General features: G+C 73.3%; 19 protein-coding genes and 1 pseudogene. 10 read left to right on the forward strand and 10 right to left on the reverse strand.

What is annotated here, in order from left to right; translation table 11 throughout:
- Positions 1–24 precede the first annotated feature (24 nt).
- The 6 genes from H4687_RS26195 to H4687_RS26220 all read right to left on the reverse strand — a co-directional run bounded on the left by H4687_RS26195 (position 25) and on the right by H4687_RS26220 (position 5,044).
- Complete coding sequence (locus H4687_RS26195; RefSeq protein ID WP_046918801.1) at positions 25–510, reverse strand: DUF3180 domain-containing protein; 486 nt, start codon at positions 508–510, stop codon at positions 25–27.
- A gap of 121 nt (positions 511–631) precedes the next feature.
- Entirely contained in the window at positions 632–1,243 is a 612-nt protein-coding gene (folK, locus tag H4687_RS26200) for a 2-amino-4-hydroxy-6-hydroxymethyldihydropteridine diphosphokinase (protein WP_046918802.1), read from the reverse strand.
- On the reverse strand, positions 1,240–1,599 hold the full coding sequence (folB, locus tag H4687_RS26205) for a dihydroneopterin aldolase (protein WP_020113771.1): 360 nt from the start codon (positions 1,597–1,599) through the stop codon (positions 1,240–1,242). Before folB ends, folK begins: the two co-directional genes overlap by 4 nt.
- A gap of 149 nt (positions 1,600–1,748) precedes the next feature.
- Complete coding sequence (locus H4687_RS26210; RefSeq protein ID WP_046918803.1) at positions 1,749–2,252, reverse strand: nuclear transport factor 2 family protein; 504 nt, start codon at positions 2,250–2,252, stop codon at positions 1,749–1,751.
- Positions 2,249–3,115, reverse strand: coding sequence for a dihydropteroate synthase (folP, locus tag H4687_RS26215; protein WP_046918804.1), 867 nt, complete (start codon positions 3,113–3,115; stop codon positions 2,249–2,251). The genes H4687_RS26210 and folP overlap by 4 nt, the downstream gene beginning before the upstream one ends.
- A 72-nt stretch (positions 3,116–3,187) precedes the next feature.
- Positions 3,188–5,044 carry a phosphatidylglycerol lysyltransferase domain-containing protein gene (locus H4687_RS26220; protein WP_046918805.1) on the reverse strand — a complete coding sequence of 619 codons (1,857 nt, stop codon included), beginning with the start codon at positions 5,042–5,044 and terminating at the stop codon, positions 3,188–3,190.
- Between the two features lie 193 nt (positions 5,045–5,237).
- On the opposite strand from H4687_RS26220, the gene H4687_RS26225 reads away from it, so the two are divergent.
- Entirely contained in the window at positions 5,238–6,362 is a 1,125-nt protein-coding gene (locus tag H4687_RS26225) for an alpha/beta hydrolase (protein WP_046918806.1), read from the forward strand.
- A 382-nt stretch (positions 6,363–6,744) separates the two neighbouring features.
- The gene (locus tag H4687_RS26230) at positions 6,745–8,592 is read left to right on the forward strand and encodes a hypothetical protein (RefSeq protein WP_050399563.1); all 1,848 of its coding nucleotides are present in this window, start codon (positions 6,745–6,747) and stop codon (positions 8,590–8,592) included.
- Positions 8,593–8,695: 103 nt separating this feature from the next.
- On the opposite strand, the gene H4687_RS26235 is transcribed toward H4687_RS26230, so the two are convergent.
- Both H4687_RS26235 and H4687_RS26240 read right to left on the reverse strand, forming a co-directional pair.
- The gene (locus H4687_RS26235; RefSeq protein WP_225967873.1) at positions 8,696–10,138 is read right to left on the reverse strand and encodes a PH domain-containing protein; all 1,443 of its coding nucleotides are present in this window, start codon (positions 10,136–10,138) and stop codon (positions 8,696–8,698) included.
- Between the two features lie 82 nt (positions 10,139–10,220).
- Entirely contained in the window at positions 10,221–10,736 is a 516-nt protein-coding gene (locus H4687_RS26240) for a PH domain-containing protein (protein ID WP_046914239.1), read from the reverse strand.
- Between the two features lie 279 nt (positions 10,737–11,015).
- Here H4687_RS26240 and H4687_RS26245 point away from each other — a divergent pair.
- Both H4687_RS26245 and H4687_RS26250 read left to right on the forward strand, forming a co-directional pair.
- Positions 11,016–12,108: pseudogene (locus H4687_RS26245) on the forward strand (RNA-guided endonuclease InsQ/TnpB family protein).
- A gap of 70 nt (positions 12,109–12,178) precedes the next feature.
- Positions 12,179–13,345 carry an NADH-quinone oxidoreductase subunit D gene (locus H4687_RS26250; protein WP_046914238.1) on the forward strand — a complete coding sequence of 389 codons (1,167 nt, stop codon included), beginning with the start codon at positions 12,179–12,181 and terminating at the stop codon, positions 13,343–13,345.
- 81 nt (positions 13,346–13,426) lie between these two features.
- On the opposite strand, the gene H4687_RS26255 is transcribed toward H4687_RS26250, so the two are convergent.
- The gene (locus H4687_RS26255; RefSeq protein WP_050399564.1) at positions 13,427–14,470 is read right to left on the reverse strand and encodes an SAM-dependent methyltransferase; all 1,044 of its coding nucleotides are present in this window, start codon (positions 14,468–14,470) and stop codon (positions 13,427–13,429) included.
- Positions 14,471–14,588: 118 nt separating this feature from the next.
- Here H4687_RS26255 and H4687_RS26260 point away from each other — a divergent pair, with 118 nt between their 5' ends.
- From H4687_RS26260 to H4687_RS26270, 3 genes are all read left to right on the forward strand, one after another.
- Positions 14,589–15,791, forward strand: coding sequence for a sensor histidine kinase (locus H4687_RS26260; protein ID WP_046920041.1), 1,203 nt, complete (start codon positions 14,589–14,591; stop codon positions 15,789–15,791).
- A 95-nt stretch (positions 15,792–15,886) separates the two neighbouring features.
- Positions 15,887–16,558: a response regulator transcription factor gene (locus H4687_RS26265; RefSeq protein ID WP_046920039.1), complete on the forward strand. Its 672-nt coding sequence runs from the start codon at positions 15,887–15,889 to the stop codon at positions 16,556–16,558.
- A 19-nt stretch (positions 16,559–16,577) separates the two neighbouring features.
- Positions 16,578–17,210 (forward strand): AAA family ATPase, encoded by a 633-nt coding sequence (locus tag H4687_RS26270; RefSeq protein WP_046920038.1) that lies wholly within the window; start codon positions 16,578–16,580, stop codon positions 17,208–17,210.
- A 38-nt stretch (positions 17,211–17,248) separates the two neighbouring features.
- Here H4687_RS26270 and H4687_RS26275 read toward each other — a convergent pair whose 3' ends face one another.
- The gene (locus H4687_RS26275) at positions 17,249–18,439 is read right to left on the reverse strand and encodes a threonine aldolase family protein (protein ID WP_046920037.1); all 1,191 of its coding nucleotides are present in this window, start codon (positions 18,437–18,439) and stop codon (positions 17,249–17,251) included.
- 208 nt (positions 18,440–18,647) lie between these two features.
- Between H4687_RS26275 and H4687_RS26280 the strand changes: the two genes are divergently transcribed.
- The 3 genes from H4687_RS26280 to H4687_RS26290 are packed head-to-tail and all read left to right on the forward strand — an operon-like array spanning position 18,648 to position 22,314.
- The gene (locus H4687_RS26280; protein WP_046920036.1) at positions 18,648–19,613 is read left to right on the forward strand and encodes a Rossmann-like and DUF2520 domain-containing protein; all 966 of its coding nucleotides are present in this window, start codon (positions 18,648–18,650) and stop codon (positions 19,611–19,613) included.
- Entirely contained in the window at positions 19,610–20,602 is a 993-nt protein-coding gene (gene panC / locus H4687_RS26285) for a pantoate--beta-alanine ligase (RefSeq protein ID WP_046920035.1), read from the forward strand. The genes H4687_RS26280 and panC overlap by 4 nt, the downstream gene beginning before the upstream one ends.
- Positions 20,599–22,314, forward strand: coding sequence for an L-aspartate oxidase (locus H4687_RS26290; RefSeq protein ID WP_046920034.1), 1,716 nt, complete (start codon positions 20,599–20,601; stop codon positions 22,312–22,314). Before panC ends, H4687_RS26290 begins: the two co-directional genes overlap by 4 nt.
- Positions 22,315–22,317: the final 3 nt, after the last annotated feature.

Raw genomic sequence — 22,317 nt, forward strand, 5'->3', positions numbered from 1 at the left:
GCCCCCGCGCGTTCGGGCGGGCCGCTACGTGGCGCGGGCCGCGCCGCCGCCCGTGTCGTCGTCCTCCGGGAGCTTGCAGACGCGCTCCAGGAAGAAGGCGGCCACTATGACGGCGATGCCCGCGAGGACGGAGAACCCGGCGTAGATGGCCTGGTCGCGGCGGGCCGGGACCTCCAGGTACTCCAGGAGGAAGATCCCGACGCCGCCGTACATCCCGGCGACGAGGGCGGCGACGAGGGCGCTGGCCTGGCCGAAGACGACCGCGCGGGCGGCCATCAGGGGCTCCACGCCCTTGGCGCCCGGCCGGCGCTCCCGCTGGGCCTTGAGCCGGTTGCGCAGGGACACCGCGGTGGCCGTCAGGACGGTGGCGATGAGGGCGAGCACGATGGGCGCGGCCAGCGGGACGCTCGGCAGGGTGTCCACCGAGTTCCACAGCCGGGCCCCGGCCCAGGACAGCACCCCCGCGACGACGAACACCGCGGCCAGCGTCCTGATGCGCAGCTCTTTCACGATGCCCCTTCGACGAGCCCGGTGGTCCACGGAGAGCCGGGGTCCACGGGCGGCGGGTGGTCGGCCCGGCCGGTGGTCCCGACGGTGTCGGGGATGATCCCGACCCGGTAGACCTTAACGACTACGCGGGCAGGTGGAGTTCCAGGTCGGCGCGGGGCGTCACGCCCTCGCGGGTGACATCGTCCAGGAGCAGGGCGACCGGGCCGCGGCCGACGAGCCGGGCCTCCGGGTCGACGTCGTGCCAGGGGGCGAGGACGAAGGCCCGTTCGTGCGCGCGCGGATGCGGCAGGGTGAGCAGCGGATCGTCGGAGACGACGTCCGCGTACGCCACGATGTCGACGTCCAGCGTGCGCGGGCCCCAGCGCTCGTCCCGCACCCGGTGGAAGGCCTCCTCGACGGCCTGGGCGCGCTCCAGCAGCGAGGAGGGCGGCAGGGTGGTCTTCAGGACGACGACCGCGTTGAAGTACGAGGGCTGGCTGCCGGGCTCCACCCCCCAGGGCTCGGTCTCGTACACCGGCGACACGGCCTTGACGCGTACGCCCGGTGTGTCCTCCAGCGCGTCGATCGCGCCCTGGATGTTCTCCAGCCGGTTGCCCAGGTTCGAACCGAGGGAGAGCACCGCCCGGCGGGGGTTGTGCAGGGTCGTGTCGGCCTCGTCCACCTTCTGTACGACGGAGGCGGGCACCGGCTGTACGGTCGGGTCGCTGTGACCCGCGGCGAAGAACGCGGTCATACTCGGCTCCGGGTGATGGTGACGGTCACGTCGTCGAAGGGGACGGTGATCGGCGCGTTCGGCTTGTGGACGGCGACCTCGACCTCCTGGACCCCGTCGTGCGCGAGGCACGCCCGGGCGATCCGCTCGGCGAGCGTCTCGATGAGGTTCACCGGCTCGCCCTCCACGAGGGCGACGACCTCCTCCGCCACGATCCCGTAGTGCACGGTCTTCGCCAGGTCGTCGTCGGCAGCGGCCGGCCGGGTGTCCAGGCCGAGCGTGAGGTCCACCACGAAGGTCTGGCCCTCCTCGCGCTCGTGCGGGAACACCCCGTGGTGTCCACGGGCCCTGAGGCCCCGCAACGCGACACGATCCACGCGAATCACTCCTGCAGTCGTCGGGAACGGCCGATGTCACCCGTGTCATGTGTGTCATCCGTGCGCGCTCGGCACACCGGCCACCTTCGAATCTACCTGCGGGCCACGACAACCCTCACGCACGCGGGCCCGGGTGGACGCCTACCCCGTCAGGACGGTGTGTCCTCGCTCTCGTCCTCATCGGATTCGGTCAGCACCGGGGAGCCGTGGTGCGACCAGAGCTTCCAGCCGTCGGACGTGCGGCGGAACACGTTCGTGGCCACCACCAGCTGTCCCACGAGCGGCCCCAGCTCGTCACTGCCGTCCGGCGCGGGCCCGCCGCTCAGGATGTTCTCGGTGCAGGTGACGAGCGCGGTGTCCCCGGTGACCGACACATGCACGTCGGTGAGGAAGAACTGGATGTACTCCGTGTTCGCCATGATCAGGGCGTACGACCGCAGCACCTCGCCGCGGCCGGTCAGGACGGGCCAGCCGGGGTGCACGCAGGAGATCACGCCCGTCTCGGCGGGGTCGTGGTACTCCTCGTCCACGCCCACGTCGGCGGGGGCCAGCCAGAGCGAGGAGAGCGTCTCGAAGTCGCCCTGTTCCATGGCCTCGTAGAAGGCCCGGTTGGCGAGTTCGACCTGTTCGACGTCGGTGTGGGGAGCGCTCACCGCTCCCGGGCCCCTTCGATGGCGCGGGCCACGCGGACCGCGTCGGCGGTGGCGCGGACCTCGTGCACCCGCACCGCCCAGGCACCCTGCTGGGCGGCCAGGGCCGACACGGCGGCGGTCGCGGCGTCCCGTTCGCGGGCGGGCGGCGGGGCGCCCTCCGGGCCCGCCAGGACCCGGCCGAGGAACCGTTTGCGGGACGCGGCGACCAGCAGGGGGTGGCCGAGGCCGAGCAGCCGGTCGAGGTGGGCGAGGAGGGTGAGGTCGTGCTCGGCGTCCTTGGAGAAGCCGAGGCCGGGGTCGACGACGACGCGGTCCGGCGCGACGCCGCCCTCCAGAACGGCCTCCACGCGCGCGTGCAGCTCCCGCGCCACCTCGGCGACGACGTCCTCGTAGACGCCCCTGACGTTGCCGCCTTCCAGGAAGCCCCGCCAGTGCATCACCACGAAGGGGGCGCCCGCGGCCGCCACCACCGGGATCATCGCGGGGTCGGCGAGGCCGCCGCTGACGTCGTTGACGAGGGCGGCGCCGGCGGCGAGGGCCTGCTCGGCGACGCAGGCGCGCATGGTGTCCACGGACACGGTGACGCCCTCGGAGGCCAGCCCCCGCACGACGGGGATGACGCGCTTGAGTTCCTCGGCCTCGTCGACGCGGGCGGCACCGGGCCGGGTCGACTCACCGCCCACGTCCACCAGGTCCGCGCCCTCCGCGACCATGTCCAGGCCGTGCTTGACCGCCGCCGTGGTGTCGAACCAGCGGCCGCCGTCGGAGAACGAGTCGGGGGTGACGTTGACGACCCCCATGACCGCGCAACGGTCCCACACGGGCATTCCGGCCACCTGACCGCGCCCGTTCTGCTTGTTCATGCGTCAAGCCTAGGCCCACGGCGCCGGGGGCCCTGCCCCGAGCCGGGGCCCCGGCGCCAGGTGACCGAGGTCCTAGACGGCACGGACACCCTGTTCGCCGATGCCCTGGTCCGCCACCGTGTGCGCGCACGGCCGGCGGACCTTCGGGCGCGGGCGCAGCACCGAGGGGAGGGCGAGGTGGACGAAGCCCTCGGCCTGCATCGCGGCGAGGCCGATGCGCGGCAGGTCGCGGGAGGCGGCGTAGACGACGAAGCGGGGCACCCAGCGCGGGTTGAACTTCGCGTTGAACTTGTACAGCGACTCGATCTGGAACCAGCGGGACAGGAAGACCAGCAGACCGCGCCAGGCGCGCAGCACCGGTCCCGCGCCGATCTTCTCGCCGCGGGCCAGGGCCGAACGGAACATCGCGAAGTTCAGGGAGACCTGCTTCACGCCCAGCCGGGGAGCCGCCTGGAGGGCCGCGACGATGAGGAGTTCGTTCATGCCGGGGTCCGCCGAGCGGTCGCGGCGCATCAGGTCCAGGGAGGCGCCGTCGGGGCCCCAGGGCACGAAGTGGAGTACGGCCTTGAGGTCGCCGTACGCGCCGGGGACCTCGTCCGCCTTGTGCGCGGTGGCGATGAGGCAGTCGCCGTCGGCCGGGTCGCCGACGCGGCCGAGCGCCATCGAGAAGCCGCGTTCGGTGTCGGTGCCGCGCCAGTCCTCGGCGGCGCGGCGGATCCGCTCCAGCTCCGCCTCGCCGAGGTCACGGACGCGCCGGACCCGGGTCTCGTAACCGAGTCGCTCGATGCGCTTCACCATTTGACGCACGTTGCGCATCGCGCGTCCGGCGAGGGAGAAATCCGCGACGTCCACCACCGCCTCGTCGCCCAGTTCGAGGGCGTCGAGGCCGGTCTCGCGGGTCCAGACCTCGGCGCCGGTCTCCGAACAGCCCATGACGGCCGGGGTCCAGGAGTGGGCCTTGGCCTCGTCCATGAAGCGTTCGATCGCGCCGGGCCAGGCCTCGACGTCGCCGATCGGGTCGCCGCTGGCCAGCATCACCCCGGAGACGACGCGGTAGGTGACCGCCGCCTTGCCGCTCGGGGAGAAGACGACCGCCTTGTCGCGGCGGAGGGCGAAGTGGCCGAGGGAGTCGCGGCCGCCGTGCCTCTCCAGCAGGGCGCGCAGCCGTACCTCGTCGTCGTCGGTGAGACGGGCCGCCGGGTGTTCGGGGCGGAAGGCCAGGTAGACGGTGGTGATCGCGGTCAGCAGGCCGAGGGCGCCGAGCGAGAAGGCCACCGTCCAGGACGTGGTGCCGAGGTAGCCGACCGGACCCTCGAATCCGAACAGGCCGTAGATGACGTGTTCGAGCCGGTCGGCGAGGCTCGGGTCGCCGACCATGCGCCCGGGGTGGGCGCTGACGACGAGCAGACCGAGGACGATCGAACCGGCGCCCATCAGCACGAAGTTGGCGAGCGCCCGCCAGCGGCTGGTGGGGTCGGGCAGGGCGCGGAACTCGTCGCGGTGGCGCAGCAGGGGGATGAACAGGGCGAGCGAGACGAGCACGCCGACGAGCGAGTGCCGGTAGGTGAACTGGGCGAGCGCCCCGGCCGGCAGCAGCACCACGGCCGCCCGCCAGGCGCGCCGTTTGCGCCGGCGCAGACCGTGGGCGAGCAGCAGCAGCAGGACACCCACGCTCAGCGAGAGGGCCGCCGCGAACGGGCCCAGGGCGCCCGGGAGCACCTCGGCCAGGGTGTGCATACGGCTGTTCCGGAAGCGCGGGAACACGCCCGCGGCGATGTCCAGCAGCCCGACGAGCGTGCAGGCCCTGGCGACCAGGGAGGGCACGGCCTCGGGGCGTGGCCCGCGCAGTGCGCCGCGCACGGCGCCGTATCCGCGCCCTGCGGCGCCCGCGGGGAGTCGGTCCGAGCGGACCGGAACCTCGCCCGACATTTCCCCATCTGTCCTGACAGACATCGCATCCCGTTGTTCCGCGAGTGAGCTTGGATCCGGCGCCTTTTCCGGCATCCGGCGACATTGCGCCCTCTAGGACGGTGCCTTGGCGAGGGAGGTTCACTCTCCAACGGAAAGCTGAACCCAAGGACAAGGAAAGACAAGGAAAGAAAGGGCGGCGGGAGACAACCCGATGGGTCTCACGAGCGACAATGTCCTGGTCCTGGCGGTTCTGTCCGCCGTGCTGCTGTTCGCCGGCACGGTGTGGCTGTGGCCGAGACTGGCCCGCCACGGCTGGCGGGCGGTCGGCGGCCGGATCGCCGTCCTGCTGGCCACGCAGGTCGCGCTCTTCGCCTCGGTCGGCCTCGTCGCGAACCAGGCCTTCGGGTTCTACGCCAGCTGGGCCGACCTCCTGGGCCGTGAGAGCGGACAGGGTGTGGTCGTCGACCACGACGGCGCCGACACCGGCGGACCGCTGCGGGTCGTCGACACCCAGCCGCTGAACGGGGCCGGGGGCGCCCGCCCCCAGGTCGGCGGCCAGATCCAGAAGGTCGAGATCGTCGGCCGTACGACCCGGATCGCCACCCCGGCGTACGTGTACCTGCCGCCGGAGTACTTCCAGGCGCGGTACCGCACCCGGACCTTCCCCGCCGCCGTCGTCCTCACCGGTTACCCCGGCACCGCCGAGGCGCTCGTCAAGGGACTCCACTATCCGCGGACGGCCCGTGGGCTGGCCCGCGAGGGCACGGCGCAGCCGATGATCCTGATCATGCTGCGGCCGACCGTGGCGCCGCCGCGCGACACCGAGTGCGTGGACGTGCCGGGGGGACCGCGGACCGAGTCGTTCTTCGCGCGGGACCTGCCGGACGCCGTGGGCCACCACTACAGGGTGGGCAGGAGGCCCGGGAGTTGGGGGATCGTCGGCGACTCGACCGGCGGTTACTGTGCGCTGAAACTGGCCATGCACCACCCTCGGGTGTACGCCGCCGGGGCGGGCCTCTCGCCGTACTACAAGGCGCCGAGCGACCCGACGACCGGTGATCTCTTCCAGGGTGACAAGACGTCGCGGAACGAAGCGGATCTCTTCTGGTATCTCGCGCACCGACCGGCGCCGGACACCTCTCTGCTGGTCACCAGCAGCAAACAGGGAGAGACCAACTACAAGGACACGCTGAAGTTCATCGAGACGGTGGAGGAGAAGCAGCCGACACGGATCTCGTCGATCATCCTCGACAGCGGCGGCCACAACTTCAACACGTGGCGGCGGGAGATCCCGGCGACCCTGCAGTGGCTCAGCGGGCGGCTGAGCGACCGATGAGGGGCGTGCGGGCCGCGGTGCGCGGATGTCGGAGAGGTGACGACAAGGGGGGTGGACGGGGTCCTCGGCAATTCGCCGGAATTCACCGGCCGCGGGGGAGAAGCAGATGTGGCCAAGGCGTATCCGGATTCAATGGCGTTGATCCAACAGAGGAGTCGCCGGTGGGCGCATTGGTGCACCGGCGGTGAGGAAGCTTGCGAGGGCTTGTGAGAGCTGAGAGGGGCGGCTGATTTTTCACGGCCCGGGGCACCATCATTCGCCTACGCGCGGTAAGTTTCTGGCCATGCCACGTGGACGTCACCGCCATTCACCTCCTCTGCACAGGCTGCTGCCCCCCACGGCGATCGCAGGCGTCTCGCTCGTCTGCGCCCTCGGGCCCTGGGTGTTCTCCGAGCAGTCCGTGCTCCGGGTCACCGCGGCCGTCGCGGCGGCGACCGCGGCCGTGGGCGCGGCGGTCATGCGCCGTTGGGACGTCGAGGCGGGCAAACGCGTCGCCGACCTCACGCGCGCGCGGGCGAGCGACGAGTGGCGACACGAGGAGCGGGTCGCCGAACTGGAGACCGACCTCGACGAGTCGCGCGAGCTGCGCACCAAGCTGGAGCACAAACTCCGCGCCAAGCGCACCGAACTCGCGGGCCTGCGCAACGAACACGCCGCGCTGCTGCGCCGCTACGCCACCGCCGAGACCGAGCGGGCCAGTGCCCTGGAGGGCCGCCGCCTGCTGGAGATCGAGACGACCGTGCCGGAGGAGGCACGGGAGTTGCCGGCGGCCGGGGCGGACGAGGACGCGGGCAAGGACGCGGGCAAGGCCGACGAGGTGAGCGCGGCGGCCCAGGCCTCGCCGGTGCCGCCGCAGGGGGTTCCGGCGGCGGGAGCGCCCTGGGCCTCGTGGGAGACGGCCTCCAAGGCCGCGGCGAAGGCCGCGGAAGCGGTGGAGGCGGCGAAGTCGGCGAAGTCGGTGGCCGCACCGGACGGCGGGGCTGTGGCTGCCCCGGCCGGGGCGGGTGCGGGCGGTTCGGCGGTGGACGGGGACGCGGACGCCGACGAGGAGGACGCCGGGGCGGAGTTCGGGGAAGGCCTCGGGGAGGACCTCGGGGAGGAGGAGGCGAACCCCGCGGTGTTCTCACCGTCCGGGTCCGGGCTCTTCCTGCGTGCCAACTCGGCGCTGGACCGGATCATCACCCAGCGCGGCTCGGAGCAGGGCACAGCGGGAGGCGATGGCGCGGCTGAGGCCGAGTCCGAGGCCGAGACGGAGATCGGGGTCGACGGCGAAGCCGTGGCCGAGAGCGCGGCCGTGCCCGAGGCCGACGGTGAGATCATGGCTGCGGTCGGGACCGAGACCGAGACCGCCTCCGCCACGACCACCAGCCCCGAGTCCCTGCCTGAAGGCGAAGCCGAAACCGACGCCGGCGCCGACGCCATCAACACCCGGGTCGAGCCCGACGTGGAGGCCGAAAGCGCCGGTACCGAAGGCGAGAACACCGCCGAGCCGGCGTACGAGCCCGAGCCCGCAGCCGACGCCGACGCGGAAACCGCTTCCGCCGACGAACAGCCCGTCGAGCCCGTCGAGCCGGTCGCGGCCGAGGTGCCCGCGGAGCGCTCCGCCCCCGCCGGGTCCGCCGACGCGACCGCCAAGGGGCAGGAGCCGAAGGGCCCCAAGGGGCCTTCGCCCAAGGGTGATCCGGACGGACCGACCGATGGGGGTACTCGGCAGGGACGTTCCGCCGAGCCGGCGCAGGAGCCCGTTCCGGTGCTCACCGCCGAGGAGGACGACGCCGCGGGGAAGTCCGTGGCGGTCCGCGGACACGAGCGCGCGACCGCCGATCCCGTACCCGCGATCTCCGCTCCGCCACGGTCGACGGGGGTGAACGAGCTGACGCGGGTGGAGCCGTCGGGGCGTGCGCTGCCCGTGCTTCCGCCGACCGGTCACTTCACGGTGCCCACCGCCGTGGCCGTCGTGCCGGCCGCGCCGCAGCGGCGGGCGGCCGTCGAGGGCGGGTTCGACTTCTTCGGTACCGAGAAGGGCGCGGACGCCCTGGAGGCCGTGCAGAACGAGGACCTCGCCGACGTGGTCGGCCAGGAGGCCCTCGCGCTCCACAAGGCCGAGTCCGAGGCCCGGTTCAAGCAGGCCGACGAGGCGTCCCGCGGTGTCGGCCAGGTCATCGACCTCACGGCCCACGACGAGACGGAGCAGATCGACATCCAGGGCCTGCGCACAGCGGCGTCCTAGCCACCCGCCACCCGCCACCCGCCACCAGCCACCCGCCACCAGTCACCGGGCGCCCGACCTCGACGGTCGGGCGCCCCACGCATCTCCCGCCCCCGCCCCGGCGTCATGCCATCCACCGGTCCGGCAGAGCCTCCCGCCTCCCCGTGCGGGATCGTTCCGCCTGGGCCCGCAGCAGCTCCGCCGCCTCGCCGGCGTCCCGCAGTCGCGCGGTGACGGTCTTGTTGGCGCCGGTGTCGACATGGACGTCGGCGAGCTTCTTGTACCGCTGCCAGGGCCCCTGTGACAGCCGTACGCTCTGCACCTTCGCGTGCGGTACGAGGTCGAGCCGGCGCCGCAGCAGTCCGTGCCGCGCGGCGAACACCGAGCCGTCGACGGCGATTCCGTACCCCCGCCACCAGAACGGCACGCACCACCGGGCGCGGCCGGGCGGCCGTACGAGTGCCGCCGTGTCCGGCACGGCCGCCCCGGGCAGCACGTGCGCGATCACGGCCTCGGCCACCTCGCGCGGTGCGACCGGCACGAGGACGGAGTTCGAGGAACCGGCCACGTCCAGCTCGACGCGGACCCATCCGCGCCGCCGCCACAGCAGCGGCTCGACGATGCGTACGGTCTGCACCCGGCCGGGCGGGACCGTCTCGTGAGCCCGGTCGAGGAGTCCGTGGTCGATGCGGAGCCCGTCGGGGGAGTCGCCGACCGTCCAGTCGTACTCCCCGACGAACCGTCCCACGCTGCTCGCCCCGGCCGCGCCGAGCAGGGGCAGCGCGGTCGCGAGGACGCTCCACACGCTCTCCGTGGCGAACCACAGCACGGACGGCACGACGACCGCGGCCACCAGGGATCCCCAGGTGGCGCCGGTCAGGACGAGGGACATGGCCAGCACGCCCGCCGGGACCTTGAGCAGCTGCCGTACGGGAGCCTCGCCGACCTCGTGCGCGGTCTCCGGCGCGAAACCGGCGGCGCGGGCGAGGAGCTCGGCCCGCAGCGCGCCGGCGTGCGCCTCGCCGAGGTAGGCCAGCTCGTCCTTCTTGTCGGCGCCGACGACGTCGAGTTTGAGTTTGGCGACGCCCGCGATCCGGGCCAGCAGCGGGCGGGTGACGTCGATGGCCTGAATGCGTTCGAGGCGGATGTGGGCCGTGCGGCGGAACAACAGGCCGGTACGGATGCGCAGTTCGCTGTCGGTCACCGCGAAGTGGGTGAACCACCAGGTCAGGAAGCCGTACAAGGCGGCGGCCGGGATGAACACGGCGAGCGCGATCAGCAGGGTCGAGGTGTCGAGCCGCATCAGGTTCCGCTGCGCCCCGTCCGGATCGTGCACCGCCCAGCCGATCAGCACCGCGACCGGCGCCCAGGCCCGGCGCAGCGGCGTCACCGGATGCAGCCGCTGCTCGACGACCACCGCCCCACCCACGTCACCACCACCGCTCACCACCACGGCCGCACCGACGCCTCGGACCCCCGCCGCCTCGCCATCGGCTCCGCCCCCCGCCGCCTCGCCATCGGCCCCGGCTCCCGCCTCCGCAGCCTTGTCCGGCTCGCCCCCCGCCATCCCGCCCGGGCCCTCGGTGGCCTCGGCCCGGGTCCCGGGTCGTTCGGCCCGTGCCCTGTCGTCCGCGTCCTGTGCCGGCACGTCACAGCCCTGCCGATCGGGCCTCGCCCAGTTGGGTGAGGTGGTCGCGCAGGCGTTCGGCCTCGGCCGGGTCGAGGCCCGGGATGCGGGCGTCCGAGGCGGCCGCGGCCGTGTGGAGCTGGACGCTCGCCAGGCCGAAGTGCCGCTCCACGGGCCCGGAGGTCACCTCGACCAGCTGCATGCGCCCGTACGGCACCACGGTCTCCTCACGCCAGAGCACGCCCCGGCTGATCAGCAGGTCGTCGGCCCGTTCGGCGTACCGCCAGGACCGCCAGTTGCGGCCCAGCACCGGCCAGCCCCACAGCAGCACGCCCAGCGGCAGCAGCGCGAACGCCGCCCAGGGCGGGCCCGCCAGCCAGCCCGGCAGCACGGCCGTGGCGATCGTGAGCGGCACCAGCCACACCACCAGCAACAGCCGTCTCATCCGCAACAGTCCGCGCGGCAGTCCCGTCCAGACCGGTTCGTCCTCCGCGCGCCCGGTGCCGTCTTCGAAGGTCCCCACGCTCCCCGTCTCCATCAGATCTCCTAACACGGAACCACCGGCTCTGACCGGTGGTGGAAATCGCTTGTCCAGCCCGCTCTGACCTCGACTACGTGCACGGATCCGCAATGCATCGCAATGTGGTGGCGCCTTGGTTGTGGCTAGAGGTGATCGTCGAGAGTCGCTGAACCTTCGCGTCGCTCCCGAGCCGAAGCGGCGGATCGAGGCGTACGCCGAGCGCGTAGGCATCTCGATCAACGCTGCCGCATGCGTTCTCCTCGCCGATGGCCTGCGCGCCGAGCGGAAGCGTGAGCGGTGATCCGCGCGTACACGTCCCTCCTGCGGCCCACGACCCGTCAGGGGACGGCTCTGGGTGAAAACGCTGCGGGATCACTGCTCGCTCTGCAACGGCGCGTCGCAGGAGCGTCGGGAAGCCTACCGACACGTGTCGAAGACGTCCGTGCGGTACGGCGACCAATCCGCTCAGCTCACGGAGATCCGGGCGTTCGACCCGGAACGTCAGGGCCGCTGGTCGTTCTCCTCGCAGCAGGCCACCCTGCGCCGCCTGGACAACGCGTTCCAGGCGTTCTTCAAGCGCGTCAAGGCCGGTCGGGCCCCGGGGTGTCCGAGGTTCAAGGGCGCCGGGCACTTCGACACCGTCACCTTCCCCAAGGACGGCGACGGCTGCCGCTGGGACTCCACCCCGCACGATCGTCAGACCCGCGTGCGCCTGCAAGGCGTCGGGCACGTCCGCGTGCACCAGCATCGGCCCGTGCAGGGCCGCGTCAAGACGATCTTGGTGAAGCGTGAGGGAAACCGCTGGTACGTCATCCTCGCCCGCGACAACGTGCTCGCCGAGGAGCTGCCCCCGACGGGCGCGGTCGTCGGCATCGACATGGGTACCGCGCACTTCCTCACCACGTCCGAGGGCGAGCACGAAGAAAACCCGCGCTTCCTCGGATCCGTGGCGGAGGAGCCGGCCGAGGCACAGCGGCACCTCTCGACGTTCCCGAAGCGCACCCGGCAGCGCACCAAGAAGCACCGCGCCGCCGCCCGTAAGGTCGCCAAGCTGCATGCGAAGGTGAGACGGAAGCGGCTCGACTTCCACCACAAGACGGCCTGCGCGTCGATCGCCGAGAACGACGTGATCGCGCACGAGCAGCTGAACACGGCGGTCCTGACCGACAAGGCTGAAAGTGCTGGTCGCCTCGTGATCCCCGTGGACCCCCGCAACACCTCCCGCACGTGCCCGCCCAGCCTCGGAGGCTGCGGGCATGTCGCGAAGGAGAATCGCGTCGGCCAAGCGAAGTTCCAGTGCACGGCGTGCGGATTCACCGCGAACGCAGACCACGTCGGTGCTTCGAACATCCTCGACAGGGCCGGGCCGGTCCTCTGCGCGGCGGCTTAGCCACCGACGCGGGAAGCCCGCGCGTTTACGCGTGGGTGAAGTCACTCCGCCAGCGTACGTACGACAGACTGTGTCCATGACTCCCCCGACGGAGACCCGAGAGACGACGGTCGGTATCGGCGGTGCCGCCGAGAGCACGGACATGGTGCTCAACATCGGCCCGCAGCACCCGTCCACCCACGGAGTGCTGCGGCTGCGGCTCGTCCTCGACGGCGAGCGGATCCAGCACGCCGAGCCGGTCATCGGCTACATGCACCGGGGCGCGGAGAAGCTGTTCGAGGCGCGTGACTACCGCCAGATCATCATGCTCGCCAACCGCCACGACTGGCTCTCCGCCTTCTCCAACGAACTCGGCGTCGTCCTCGGCGTCGAACGCATGCTCGGCATGGAGGTGCCCGAGCGCGCGGTCTGGATGCGCACGCTCCTCGCCGAGCTGAACCGGGTCCTGAACCACCTGATGTTCCTCGGGTCCTACCCGCTGGAGCTGGGCGGCATCACCCCGGTCTTCTACGCGTTCCGGGAGCGCGAGGAGCTCCAGAACGTGATGGAGGAGATCTCCGGCGGGCGCATGCACTACATGTTCAACCGCGTCGGAGGTCTCAAGGAGGACCTTCCGGCGGGCTGGACCGCCCGCGCGCGCACGGCGGTCGCGGACGTCCGCTCCCGGATGGGCGTCTTCGACGACCTGGTCCTCGGCAACGAGATCTTCCGGGGCCGTACCCGCCACGTGGGCGTCCTGTCCCCGGAGGCCGTGCACGCGTACGGTGTCAGCGGCCCGATCGCCCGTGCCTCCGGTGTCGACCTCGACCTGCGGCGCGACGAGCCGTACCTGGCGTACGGCGAACTCCAGGACGTCCTGAAGGTCGTCACCCGGGAGGAGGGCGACTGTCTCGCCCGCTTCGAGTGCCTCCTGGAGCAGACCCACAACGCGCTCGCCCTCGCCGACGCCTGCCTCGACCGGCTCGCCGACCTGCCGCCGGGCCCGATCAACCAGCGCCTGCCGAAGGTTCTCAAGGCCCCCGAGGGCCACACCTACGCGTGGACCGAGAACCCCCTCGGCATCAACGGCTACTACCTCGTCAGCAAGGGCGAGAAGACCCCGTACCGCCTCAAGCTGCGCTCCGCCTCGTACAACAACATCCAGGCGCTCACCGAACTGCTGCCGGGCACCCTGGTGGCCGACATGGTGGCGATCCTGGGGTCGCTGTTCTTCGTGGTCGGGGACATCGACAAGTAGGACGGACCGGCAGGCGGGCAGGCGGGCAAGCAGGTAGGCAGGCGGGCAGGCAGGTAGGCAGGCGGGCAGGCAGGCGGGCGGTCAGCCGGCCTGGTCGCGACGGAGAGGGTCCGGAATGCCGACCGACTGCACCAGCCAGCCGAAGTCGCCCAGTCCGCCGTGCGCGGTCAGCTCGGCGGCCTCACCCGCGCCCGCGAGGGCCCGGACGTACGCGGCCGGATCGGTGGTCGCGAGGGAGAGCGGCGGGCGCCCGGCGGTGACCCCGAGGCCGCGCAGGGCCTCCCGCTGGGTGAGCAGGCGGGCCCCCGGCAGCGCGCACGCGTCCAGCGCCACGTGCGCGGTGAGGTCGCACGACCCGTCCGGGACCGGCGCGGTCTCCCGCCCCTCCCGGAACCCCGTGAGCGTCCCGAAGGGCGGCCGTGAGCCGACGAGGTGCGCGTAGTCGACGGCGACGGCCAGCCCCCGCCCGACGCCCGCCACGGCGGCGGCCCACGCCCGGTCCCTCGGCAGCCCGACCTCCGCCCGCAGCCCCTCCTCCGGCTCCAGCGGCCACCACCGCTCCAGCCACCGCGCCGCCTCCCCGCCCACGGGCTCCCCGAGCAGCTCGCTCCCGTCCTCCCGTACGAGCACCAGCCGGGCCGCACCGGCCGCGTCCACCTCGACCACGTCCACGGGCACGTTGTCCAGCCACTCGTTGGCGAACAGCAGCCCGGTGATCCCCGCCGGCGGCTGCGCGAGCCACTCGATGCGGTGATCGAGACCGCGCGGCCGCCCGGCCAGTTCCACGGCGTACGCGCGCGTGCGGGACGCCACCTCGGCGGGCAGCGCGGCCAGCACCCCGCCCACCAGCTCCCCCCGCCCGGCCCCCATGTCCACGAACCCCAGCTCGCCGGGGCGCCCCAGCGCCTCGTCCACCCGGCACAGCAGCCGCGCCACGGCGGCGGCGTAGAGCGGGGAGGCGTGCACGGAGGTCCGGAAGTGTCCGGCGGGCCCTTCCGGACGCCGGTAGAAGCCGCGGGGGCCGTACAGGGCCTCCTCGGCCGCGGCGCGCCAGCCGCGCCCGGGCCCCGCCCCTTCCGGGGCCCGGGGCCGTGACGTGTCCGGTCGCGCGGGACGATCGCTCATCACGTCAGGCTAAGCGGAACGGGTAACACGGCCTCCACCTTGGGGAGTACGTGCCCCGGTCACGGATCGGTCCTCCGGTTGACCCTTGCACACCGCCCCCTTCCCTACGCTGGGTTACGTGCAGCGCCTCTATGACTTCCTCCGCCGGCACCCGACATGGGTCGACAGCTTCTGGGCCGTCGTCCTGCTCGGGATGAGCCTGGTGAGCGGACCGATCGATCCGGTCTACGCGAACGACGCGAACGGGCCCGCGTTCGCGGTGATCACGTGCGCGCTCTGCCTCTCGATCGCCCTGCGACGCCGCATGCCCGAGAAGATGCTCGTGCTGGCCGCCGCGGCGGGCATCGCGCAGCTGATCGTCGGGGTGCCGAGAATCCCGGCCGACTTCGCGATGCTCGTGGTCATCTACACGGTCGCGGCGGACGGCGCCCGCTGGGCCTCGTGGTTCGCCCTGGGCGGGGGCCTCTGCGCGGCGTCCCTGGCGCAGCTGCGCTGGACCGAGCAGCAGACGAGCACGCTGGGGAACGCGGTGCTCGCGGTGGTCCTGACCGTGCCGTTCGCCCTGGCCTGGGTGCTCGGCGACTCCTTGCGCACCCGCCGCGCGTACTTCGCGCAGCTGGAGGAGCGCGCCGCCCGGCTGGAGAGGGAACGCGAGGCCCAGGCCAAGGTCGCGGTCGCCGCCGAGCGCGCCCGGATCGCCCGCGAACTGCACGACGTCGTCGCGCACAACGTCTCCGTCATGGTCGTGCAGGCCGACGGCGCCGCCTACGTCCTCGACGCGGCCCCCGACCAGGCGAAGAAGGCCCTGGAGACCATCTCCTCCACCGGCCGCCAGGCCCTCGCCGAGATGCGCCGCCTGCTCGGCGTGCTGCGCACCGGCGAGCACAAGGAGGTCGGCGAGTACGTCCCGCAGCCCGACGTCGAGCAGATCGACGACCTGGTCGAGCAGTGCAGGGTGGCCGGTCTGCCCGTCGACTTCAAGATCGAGGGCACCCCGCGCCCGCTGCCCAGCGGGGTGGAGCTGACGGCGTACCGCATCGTCCAGGAGGCCCTCACCAACACCCGCAAGCACGGTGGCCCGAACACCGGCGCGAGTGTCCGGCTGGTCTACTTCGACGACGGCCTCGGGCTGCTCGTCGAGGACGACGGCAAGGGAGCGCCCCACGAGCTGTACGAGGAGGGCGGCGCCGACGGACAGGGGCACGGCCTCATCGGGATGCGTGAGCGCGTCGGTATGGTCGGCGGCACGCTGGACGCGGGCCCCCGCCCCGGCGGCGGCTTCCGGATCAGCGCCCTGCTGCCCCTGAAGCCCGCACACTGACCCGGCCGTGCCACCCGCCGACACCGGTGACCCGCACGCCCGCCGACGCACCCCCGCTCCTTCAGACCCCTTGTAGAGACACGGAAGAGGACCCGATGGCGATCCGCGTGATGCTCGTCGACGACCAGGTGCTGCTGCGCACCGGTTTCCGGATGGTGCTGGCGGCCCAGCCGGACATGGAGGTCGTGGCGGAGGCGGGCGACGGCGTCGAGGCCCTGCAGGTCGTCCGGGCGACCGAGGTGGACGTCGTCCTGATGGACGTCCGTATGCCGAAGCTGGACGGCGTCGAGGCCACCCGCCGCATCTGCGCCGAGCCGAACCCGCCGAAGGTGCTCATCCTGACCACCTTCGACCTCGACGAGTACGCCTTCTCCGGGCTGAAGGCGGGTGCCTCCGGCTTCATGCTCAAGGACGTGCCGCCCGGCGAGCTGCTCGCCGCGATCCGTGCCGTGCACAGCGGCGACGCGGTCGTCGCGCCCTCCACCACGCGGCGCCTGCTCGACCGGTTCGCCCCGATGCTGCCGAACACCGGCTCGGAACCCCGGCACAAGGAGCTGGAGCGGCTCACCGAGCGGGAACGCGAGGTCATGATGCTCGTCGCCCAGGGCCTGTCCAACGGCGAGATCGCCGCCCGCCTCGTCCTGTCCGAGGCCACGGTCAAGACCCACGTCGGCCGTATCCTCACCAAGCTCGGCCTCCGCGACCGCGTCCAGGTGGTCGTCCTGGCCTACGAGACGGGGCTGGTGCGAGCGGGCGGCCAGGGCTGACCGGCGCCGGGGCACGCGCGTGCTGCTGTGGATCAACGGCCCGTTCGGGGGCGGGAAGACCCAGACCGCGTACGAGATCCGGCGCCGGCTGCCGGGCGGCGTGATCTGCGATCCCGAGCACGTCGGCTTCGGTCTCCACCGGATGCTGCCGCCCGAACTGCGGGACGACTTCCGGGATCTGGCCGCCTGGCGGCAGGGCGTGGTCGAGGTCCTGGACCTCGCCCTCACCCGGCGCGCCGGCGTGGTGATCGCCCCGATGACGGTCACCGACCCCGCCCACTTCGCGGAGACCCTCGGCCGCCTGGGCGAACTCGGCCACGATGTCCGCCACTTCACCCTCCTCGCCCGGCGGGGGACCGTACTCAAGCGGCTCCGGGAACGCGGTTTCGGGCACCTCCTGGGGTACGTCGCCGGGAAGGACGCCCCGCTGCGCAGGGAGAGTTGGGCGGTCGGGCGGCTCGACCACTGCCTGGAGCGGCTGAGGGAACCGGAGTTCGCCGAGCACCTGTGGACCGACGGCATGACCGTCCCGGAGGTCGCCGACCGCGTCGCCGCCTCGGCCGGCCTCCGGCTCACGCCGAACCACGACGGCGCCCTGCGGACCCGGCTGCGACAGGCGGCGGTCGGCGCACGGCACATCCGGTTCGACTGACGGTCCCTCCGGTACCGACGGTCTCTGGTGACGCCGGGCTACTCGCCCGCGACCTTCCCCACCAGCGCCACGAAGTCCGCCACGGCCCTGCTCACGTCCGCCGCCGTCCACTCCAGGGCGGCCGCGCGCACCTCGATCTCGGTGACCGCCAGCCCCGGCCCGCCCTGGTCCCAGGGCCGGGCGAAGAGCAGCGCGCCCGTCTGCTCGCCCTGCCGGACGGCGGCCTCCGCGACGACGTCGACCTCGTACGGCAGCCAGACCTGGAACTCGTTGGTGTGGGGCTCCTCCGGGTGCACCCGGGCCCACGGTACGCCCGCCGCCGCGAACCCCTCACGCAGCGCGGCGGCGACCACGCGCGCGTGACGGACGTACTCCGGCAGCCGGGGCAGCTCGCGCTCCAGGCCGACGAGGGCCGACAGCGCGGTGGGGAACTGCTGGAAGACCTGGCCGCCGTACCGGTGCCGCCAGGCCTTCGCCTCGTCGACCAGGGTCCGGGGGCCGGCGATCGCGGCACCGCCATAGGCGCCGAGGGACTTGTAGTACGACACGTAGACGCTGTCGGCGAGGGCCGCGATCTCGTCCACCGGGCGGCCGAAGTGGGTCGCGGACTCCCACAGGCGGGCCCCGTCGAAGTGGACCACCGCGTCCCGTTCGCGGGCCGCCTCGGTGACCTCCTCCAGCTCCTCCCAGGAGGGGAGCACGAAACCGGCCTCCCTGAGCGGGAGTTCGAGCATCAGCGCCCCGAAGGGCTCGTCGAGACCGCGTACGTCGTCGGCGGTCGGCAGCCGCGACTCGCTCGTCAGCCGTACCGGGCGCAACCCGCTGACCTGGCTGAACGCATGCCGTTCGTACATCTCGGGGTGCGCGAGGCCGTGCAGGGCGACGACCGGGTTCCCGGTGCGGGCCGCCCAGCAGCGCAGCGCCACCTGCTGGGCCATCGTGCCGGTCGGGAAGAACGCGGCGGCCTCCATGCCGAGCAGCGCGGCGGTCCGCCTCTCCAGGGCCTCGACGACCCTGTTGCCGTACATGTCGGCCGGCTCGTCCAGGTCGTACACGTCGCCGGCCGCGTCCAGCAGCGCGAGCCGCTCCCGAAGCGTGGCCAGCGCGCCCGGGCGCGCCAGCACCCGCCCGGCCGCCCGGTGGGCCACCTGCCGCCGCCGGTACCGCCGCGCGGCCGGGGACTCCTCGGCGGCCGCCGCCTGCCCTGTGGTGTCCGCCGTATCGCTCATCCCGGGATCATCCCCCGGGCCGGGCCACCGCGGCACCCGTTTTTCACGCCGCTTCCCGCGCGTCCGGACCCTCGGACGCGACCTGCGGAAACGGCCGGCGGCCACCCACAGCCTGTGGACAACCGAACGCCTCTCGAACCAATCGCGTTAACATGACGAGAAATCGTCCGGTACCCGGAGCGGACTGGAACGGGAAGGCCACCACCGCGTGAGTACATTCGAGCAACCAGAGCCGAGGAACCGCCCCGCGCGGCTCGCCGTCGGGGTGGTCGGCGCCGGCCGCGTCGGTCCCGCGCTGGCGGCCTCGCTCCAGCTGGCGGGTCACCGCCCGGTGGCCGTCTCCGGCGTCTCCGACGCCTCCCGGCGCCGCGCCGCCGAACTGCTGCCCGACGTCCCGCTGATGCCCCCCGCCGACGTGCTGCGCCACGCCGACCTGGTCCTGCTGACCGTCCCCGACGACGCCCTGCCGGGACTGGTCGAGGGCCTCGCCGAGACCGGTTCCGTACGCCCGGGACAGCTCCTCGTGCACACCTCCGGCCGGTACGGCGCGAAGGTCCTGGACCCCGCCCTCAGGGCCGGCGCGCTGCCGCTGGCGCTGCACCCCGCGATGACGTTCACGGGGACCGCGGTGGACGTGCAGCGGCTCGCGGGGTGCTCCTTCGGGGTCACGGCACCGCAGGAGCTGCGGATGGCCGCCGAGGCGCTGGTGATCGAGATGGGCGGCGAGCCCGAGTGGATCGCCGAGGAGAGCCGCCCGCTCTACCACGCGGCCCTCGCCCTGGGCGCCAACCACCTGGTCACCCTGGTCGCCCAGTCCATGGAGCTGCTGCGCACGGCCGGTGTCACCGCCCCCGACCGCATGCTCGGCCCTCTGCTCGGCGCCGCCCTGGACAACGCGCTCAGGTCGGGCGACGCGGCGCTCACCGGCCCCGTCGCGCGCGGGGACGCCGGCACGGTCGCCGCGCACGTCGCCGAGCTGCGCGCGCACGCCCCGGCCACCGTCGCCGGGTATCTGGCGATGGCCCGCGCCACCGCCGACCGCGCCCTCGCCCACGGCCTGCTCAAGCCGGAACTGGCCGAGGACCTCCTCGGCGTGCTCGCGGGCACGACGGACGGCACCGCCGACGCGGGCGGCACCGACGGGGCCGACGGGACCGAAGGGGACACCCGATGACCACCACCGTGCTACGCACCGCCGACGAACTGCACGCACGCGCGCGTGCGGGACGCCGGGCCGTCGTGATGACCATGGGCGCCCTGCACGAGGGCCACGCCACCCTGATCCGCACCGCGCGCGAGATCGCGGGCGGCACGGGCGAGGTCGTCGTGACGGTCTTCGTGAACCCCCTCCAGTTCGGCGCCGGCGAGGACCTCGACCGCTATCCGCGCACCCTGGACGCCGACGTCAAGCTCGCCGAGGCCGCGGGCGCCGACGTGGTGTTCGCCCCGGCCGTGGACGAGGTCTACCCGGGCGGTGAACCCCAGGTCCGGATCACCGCGGGTCCCATGGGGGAGCGCCTGGAGGGCGCCGCCCGCCCCGGCCACTTCGACGGCATGCTCACCGTCGTCGCCAAGCTGCTGCACCTCACCCGCCCCGACGTGGCGCTCTACGGCCAGAAGGACGCCCAGCAGCTCGCCCTGATCCGCCGCATGGTCCGCGACCTGAACTTCGGGATGGACATCGTGGGCGTGCCGACCGTCCGGGAGGACGACGGCCTGGCCCTGTCCAGCCGCAACCGGTACCTGTCCACCGAGGAGCGCCGCACCGCCCTCGCGCTCTCCCAGGCGCTGTTCGCCGGCCGTGACCGGCACGCCGCGCAGGAGGCGCTGCGCGCGCGGGCCCGCGAGGTGCCCGCCACGCGCGCGCGTGCCGAGGCCCTGAGCGCGATCGGCGAGTCCCGCGCGGCCGCCGACGCGCACGCCATGGCCAAGTCCGCCCCCGGCGGCCCGGCCGCCGTCCGCGCCGCCGCCCGCCTGGTCCTCGACGAGGCCCTGCGCATGAAGCCGCCGCTCGCCCTGGACTACCTGGCCCTGGTCGACCCGTCCGACTTCACCGACATCCCCGACGACTTCACCGGCGAGGCCGTCCTCGCCGTCGCGGCCCGGGTGGGGACGACACGGCTGATCGACAACATCCCCCTGACCTTCGGAGCCGCCTCGTGACCAGCACAGGCATACGACTGCACGCGCCGGCCCCGGGCTGGTCCGTCGACGCCGACGTCGTGGTCGTCGGCTCGGGCGTCGCCGGCCTCACCGCCGCGCTGCGCTGCGAGGCCGCCGGCCTCAGCACGGTCGTCGTCACCAAGGCCCGCCTCGACGACGGCTCCACCCGCTGGGCCCAGGGCGGCATCGCCGCCGCCCTCGGCGAGGGCGACACCCCCGAACAGCACCAGGACGACACCCTCGTGGCCGGCGCGGGCCTGTGCGACGAGGAGGCGGTACGACTCCTCGTCACCGAGGGCCCCGACGCCGTACGCCGCCTGATCGCGACCGGCGCCCACTTCGACGAGTCGGAGGAGGGCGGCCTGGAGCTGACCCGCGAGGGCGGCCACCACCGCCGCCGCATCGCCCACGCGGGCGGCGACGCGACCGGCGCCGAGATCTCCCGGGCACTCGTCGAGGCGGTCCGCGCGCGGGGACTGCGCACGGTGGAGAACGCGCTCGTCCTGGACCTCCTGCTGGACGCCGACGGCCGCACCGCCGGTGTCACCCTGCACGTCATGGGCGAGGGCCAGCACGACGGCGTGGGAGCCGTCCACGCCCCGGCGGTCGTCCTCGCGACGGGCGGCATGGGCCAGGTCTTCTCGGCGACGACCAACCCCTCGGTGTCCACCGGCGACGGCGTCGCGCTCGCGCTCCGGGCCGGCGCCGAGGTCTCCGACCTCGAATTCGTCCAGTTCCACCCGACCGTGCTGTTCCTGGGCGCGGACGCGGAGGGCCAGCAGCCCCTCGTCTCCGAGGCGGTACGCGGCGAGGGCGCCCACCTGGTCGACGCCGACGGCGTCCGCTTCATGCTCGGGCAGCACGAGCTGGCCGAACTGGCGCCCCGCGACATCGTCGCCAAGGGCATCATGCGCCGCATGCAGGAGCAGGGCGCCGAGCACATGTACCTCGACGCCCGGCACTTCGGCGCCGCCATGTGGGAACACCGCTTCCCGACGATCCTGGCCGCCTGCCGCGCCCACGGCCTCGACCCCGTCACCGAGCCCATCCCGGTCGCCCCGGCCGCCCACTACGCCTCCGGCGGGGTGCGCACCGACTCCCACGGCCGGACCACCGTCCCCGGCCTCTACGCCTGCGGCGAGGTCGCCTGCACCGGCGTCCACGGCGCCAACCGGCTCGCCTCGAACTCCCTCCTGGAGGGACTGGTCTACGCCGAGCGCATCGTCGCCGACATCGCCGCCGCCCACGCCGGAGACGACCTCCACGCGCGCGTGCCCCAGCCCGTCCCGTACGCCGAGAAGCCCGCGCACCCGCTGCTCGAACCGGAGATCCGCTTCGCGATCCAGCGGACCATGACCGAGGGCGCCGGCGTCCTGCGCTCCGCGACCTCCCTCGCGACCGCCGCGGCGGCCCTGGACCGGCTGCACGCGCAGGCCCGCGACACCCTCGCCGAGAACGGCAAGACGGCCGAGCCCGGCGTCGACACCTGGGAGACCACCAACCTCCTGTGCGTGGCCCGAGTCCTGGTCGCCGCCGCCCGGCTGCGCGAGGAGACCCGCGGCTGCCACTGGCGCGAGGACCGCGCCGAGCGCGACGACGCCGCCTGGCGCCGCCACATCGTCGTACGGCTGAATCCGGACCGGACCCTCGCCGTACACACCACCGATACCGCAGACTTCCCCCCGACCCGGCCGCATCACCAGGAGCAGTGACAG

It is taken from the genome of Streptomyces stelliscabiei, from assembly GCF_014873495.1.
GTDB lineage: Bacteria > Actinomycetota > Actinomycetes > Streptomycetales > Streptomycetaceae > Streptomyces > Streptomyces bottropensis.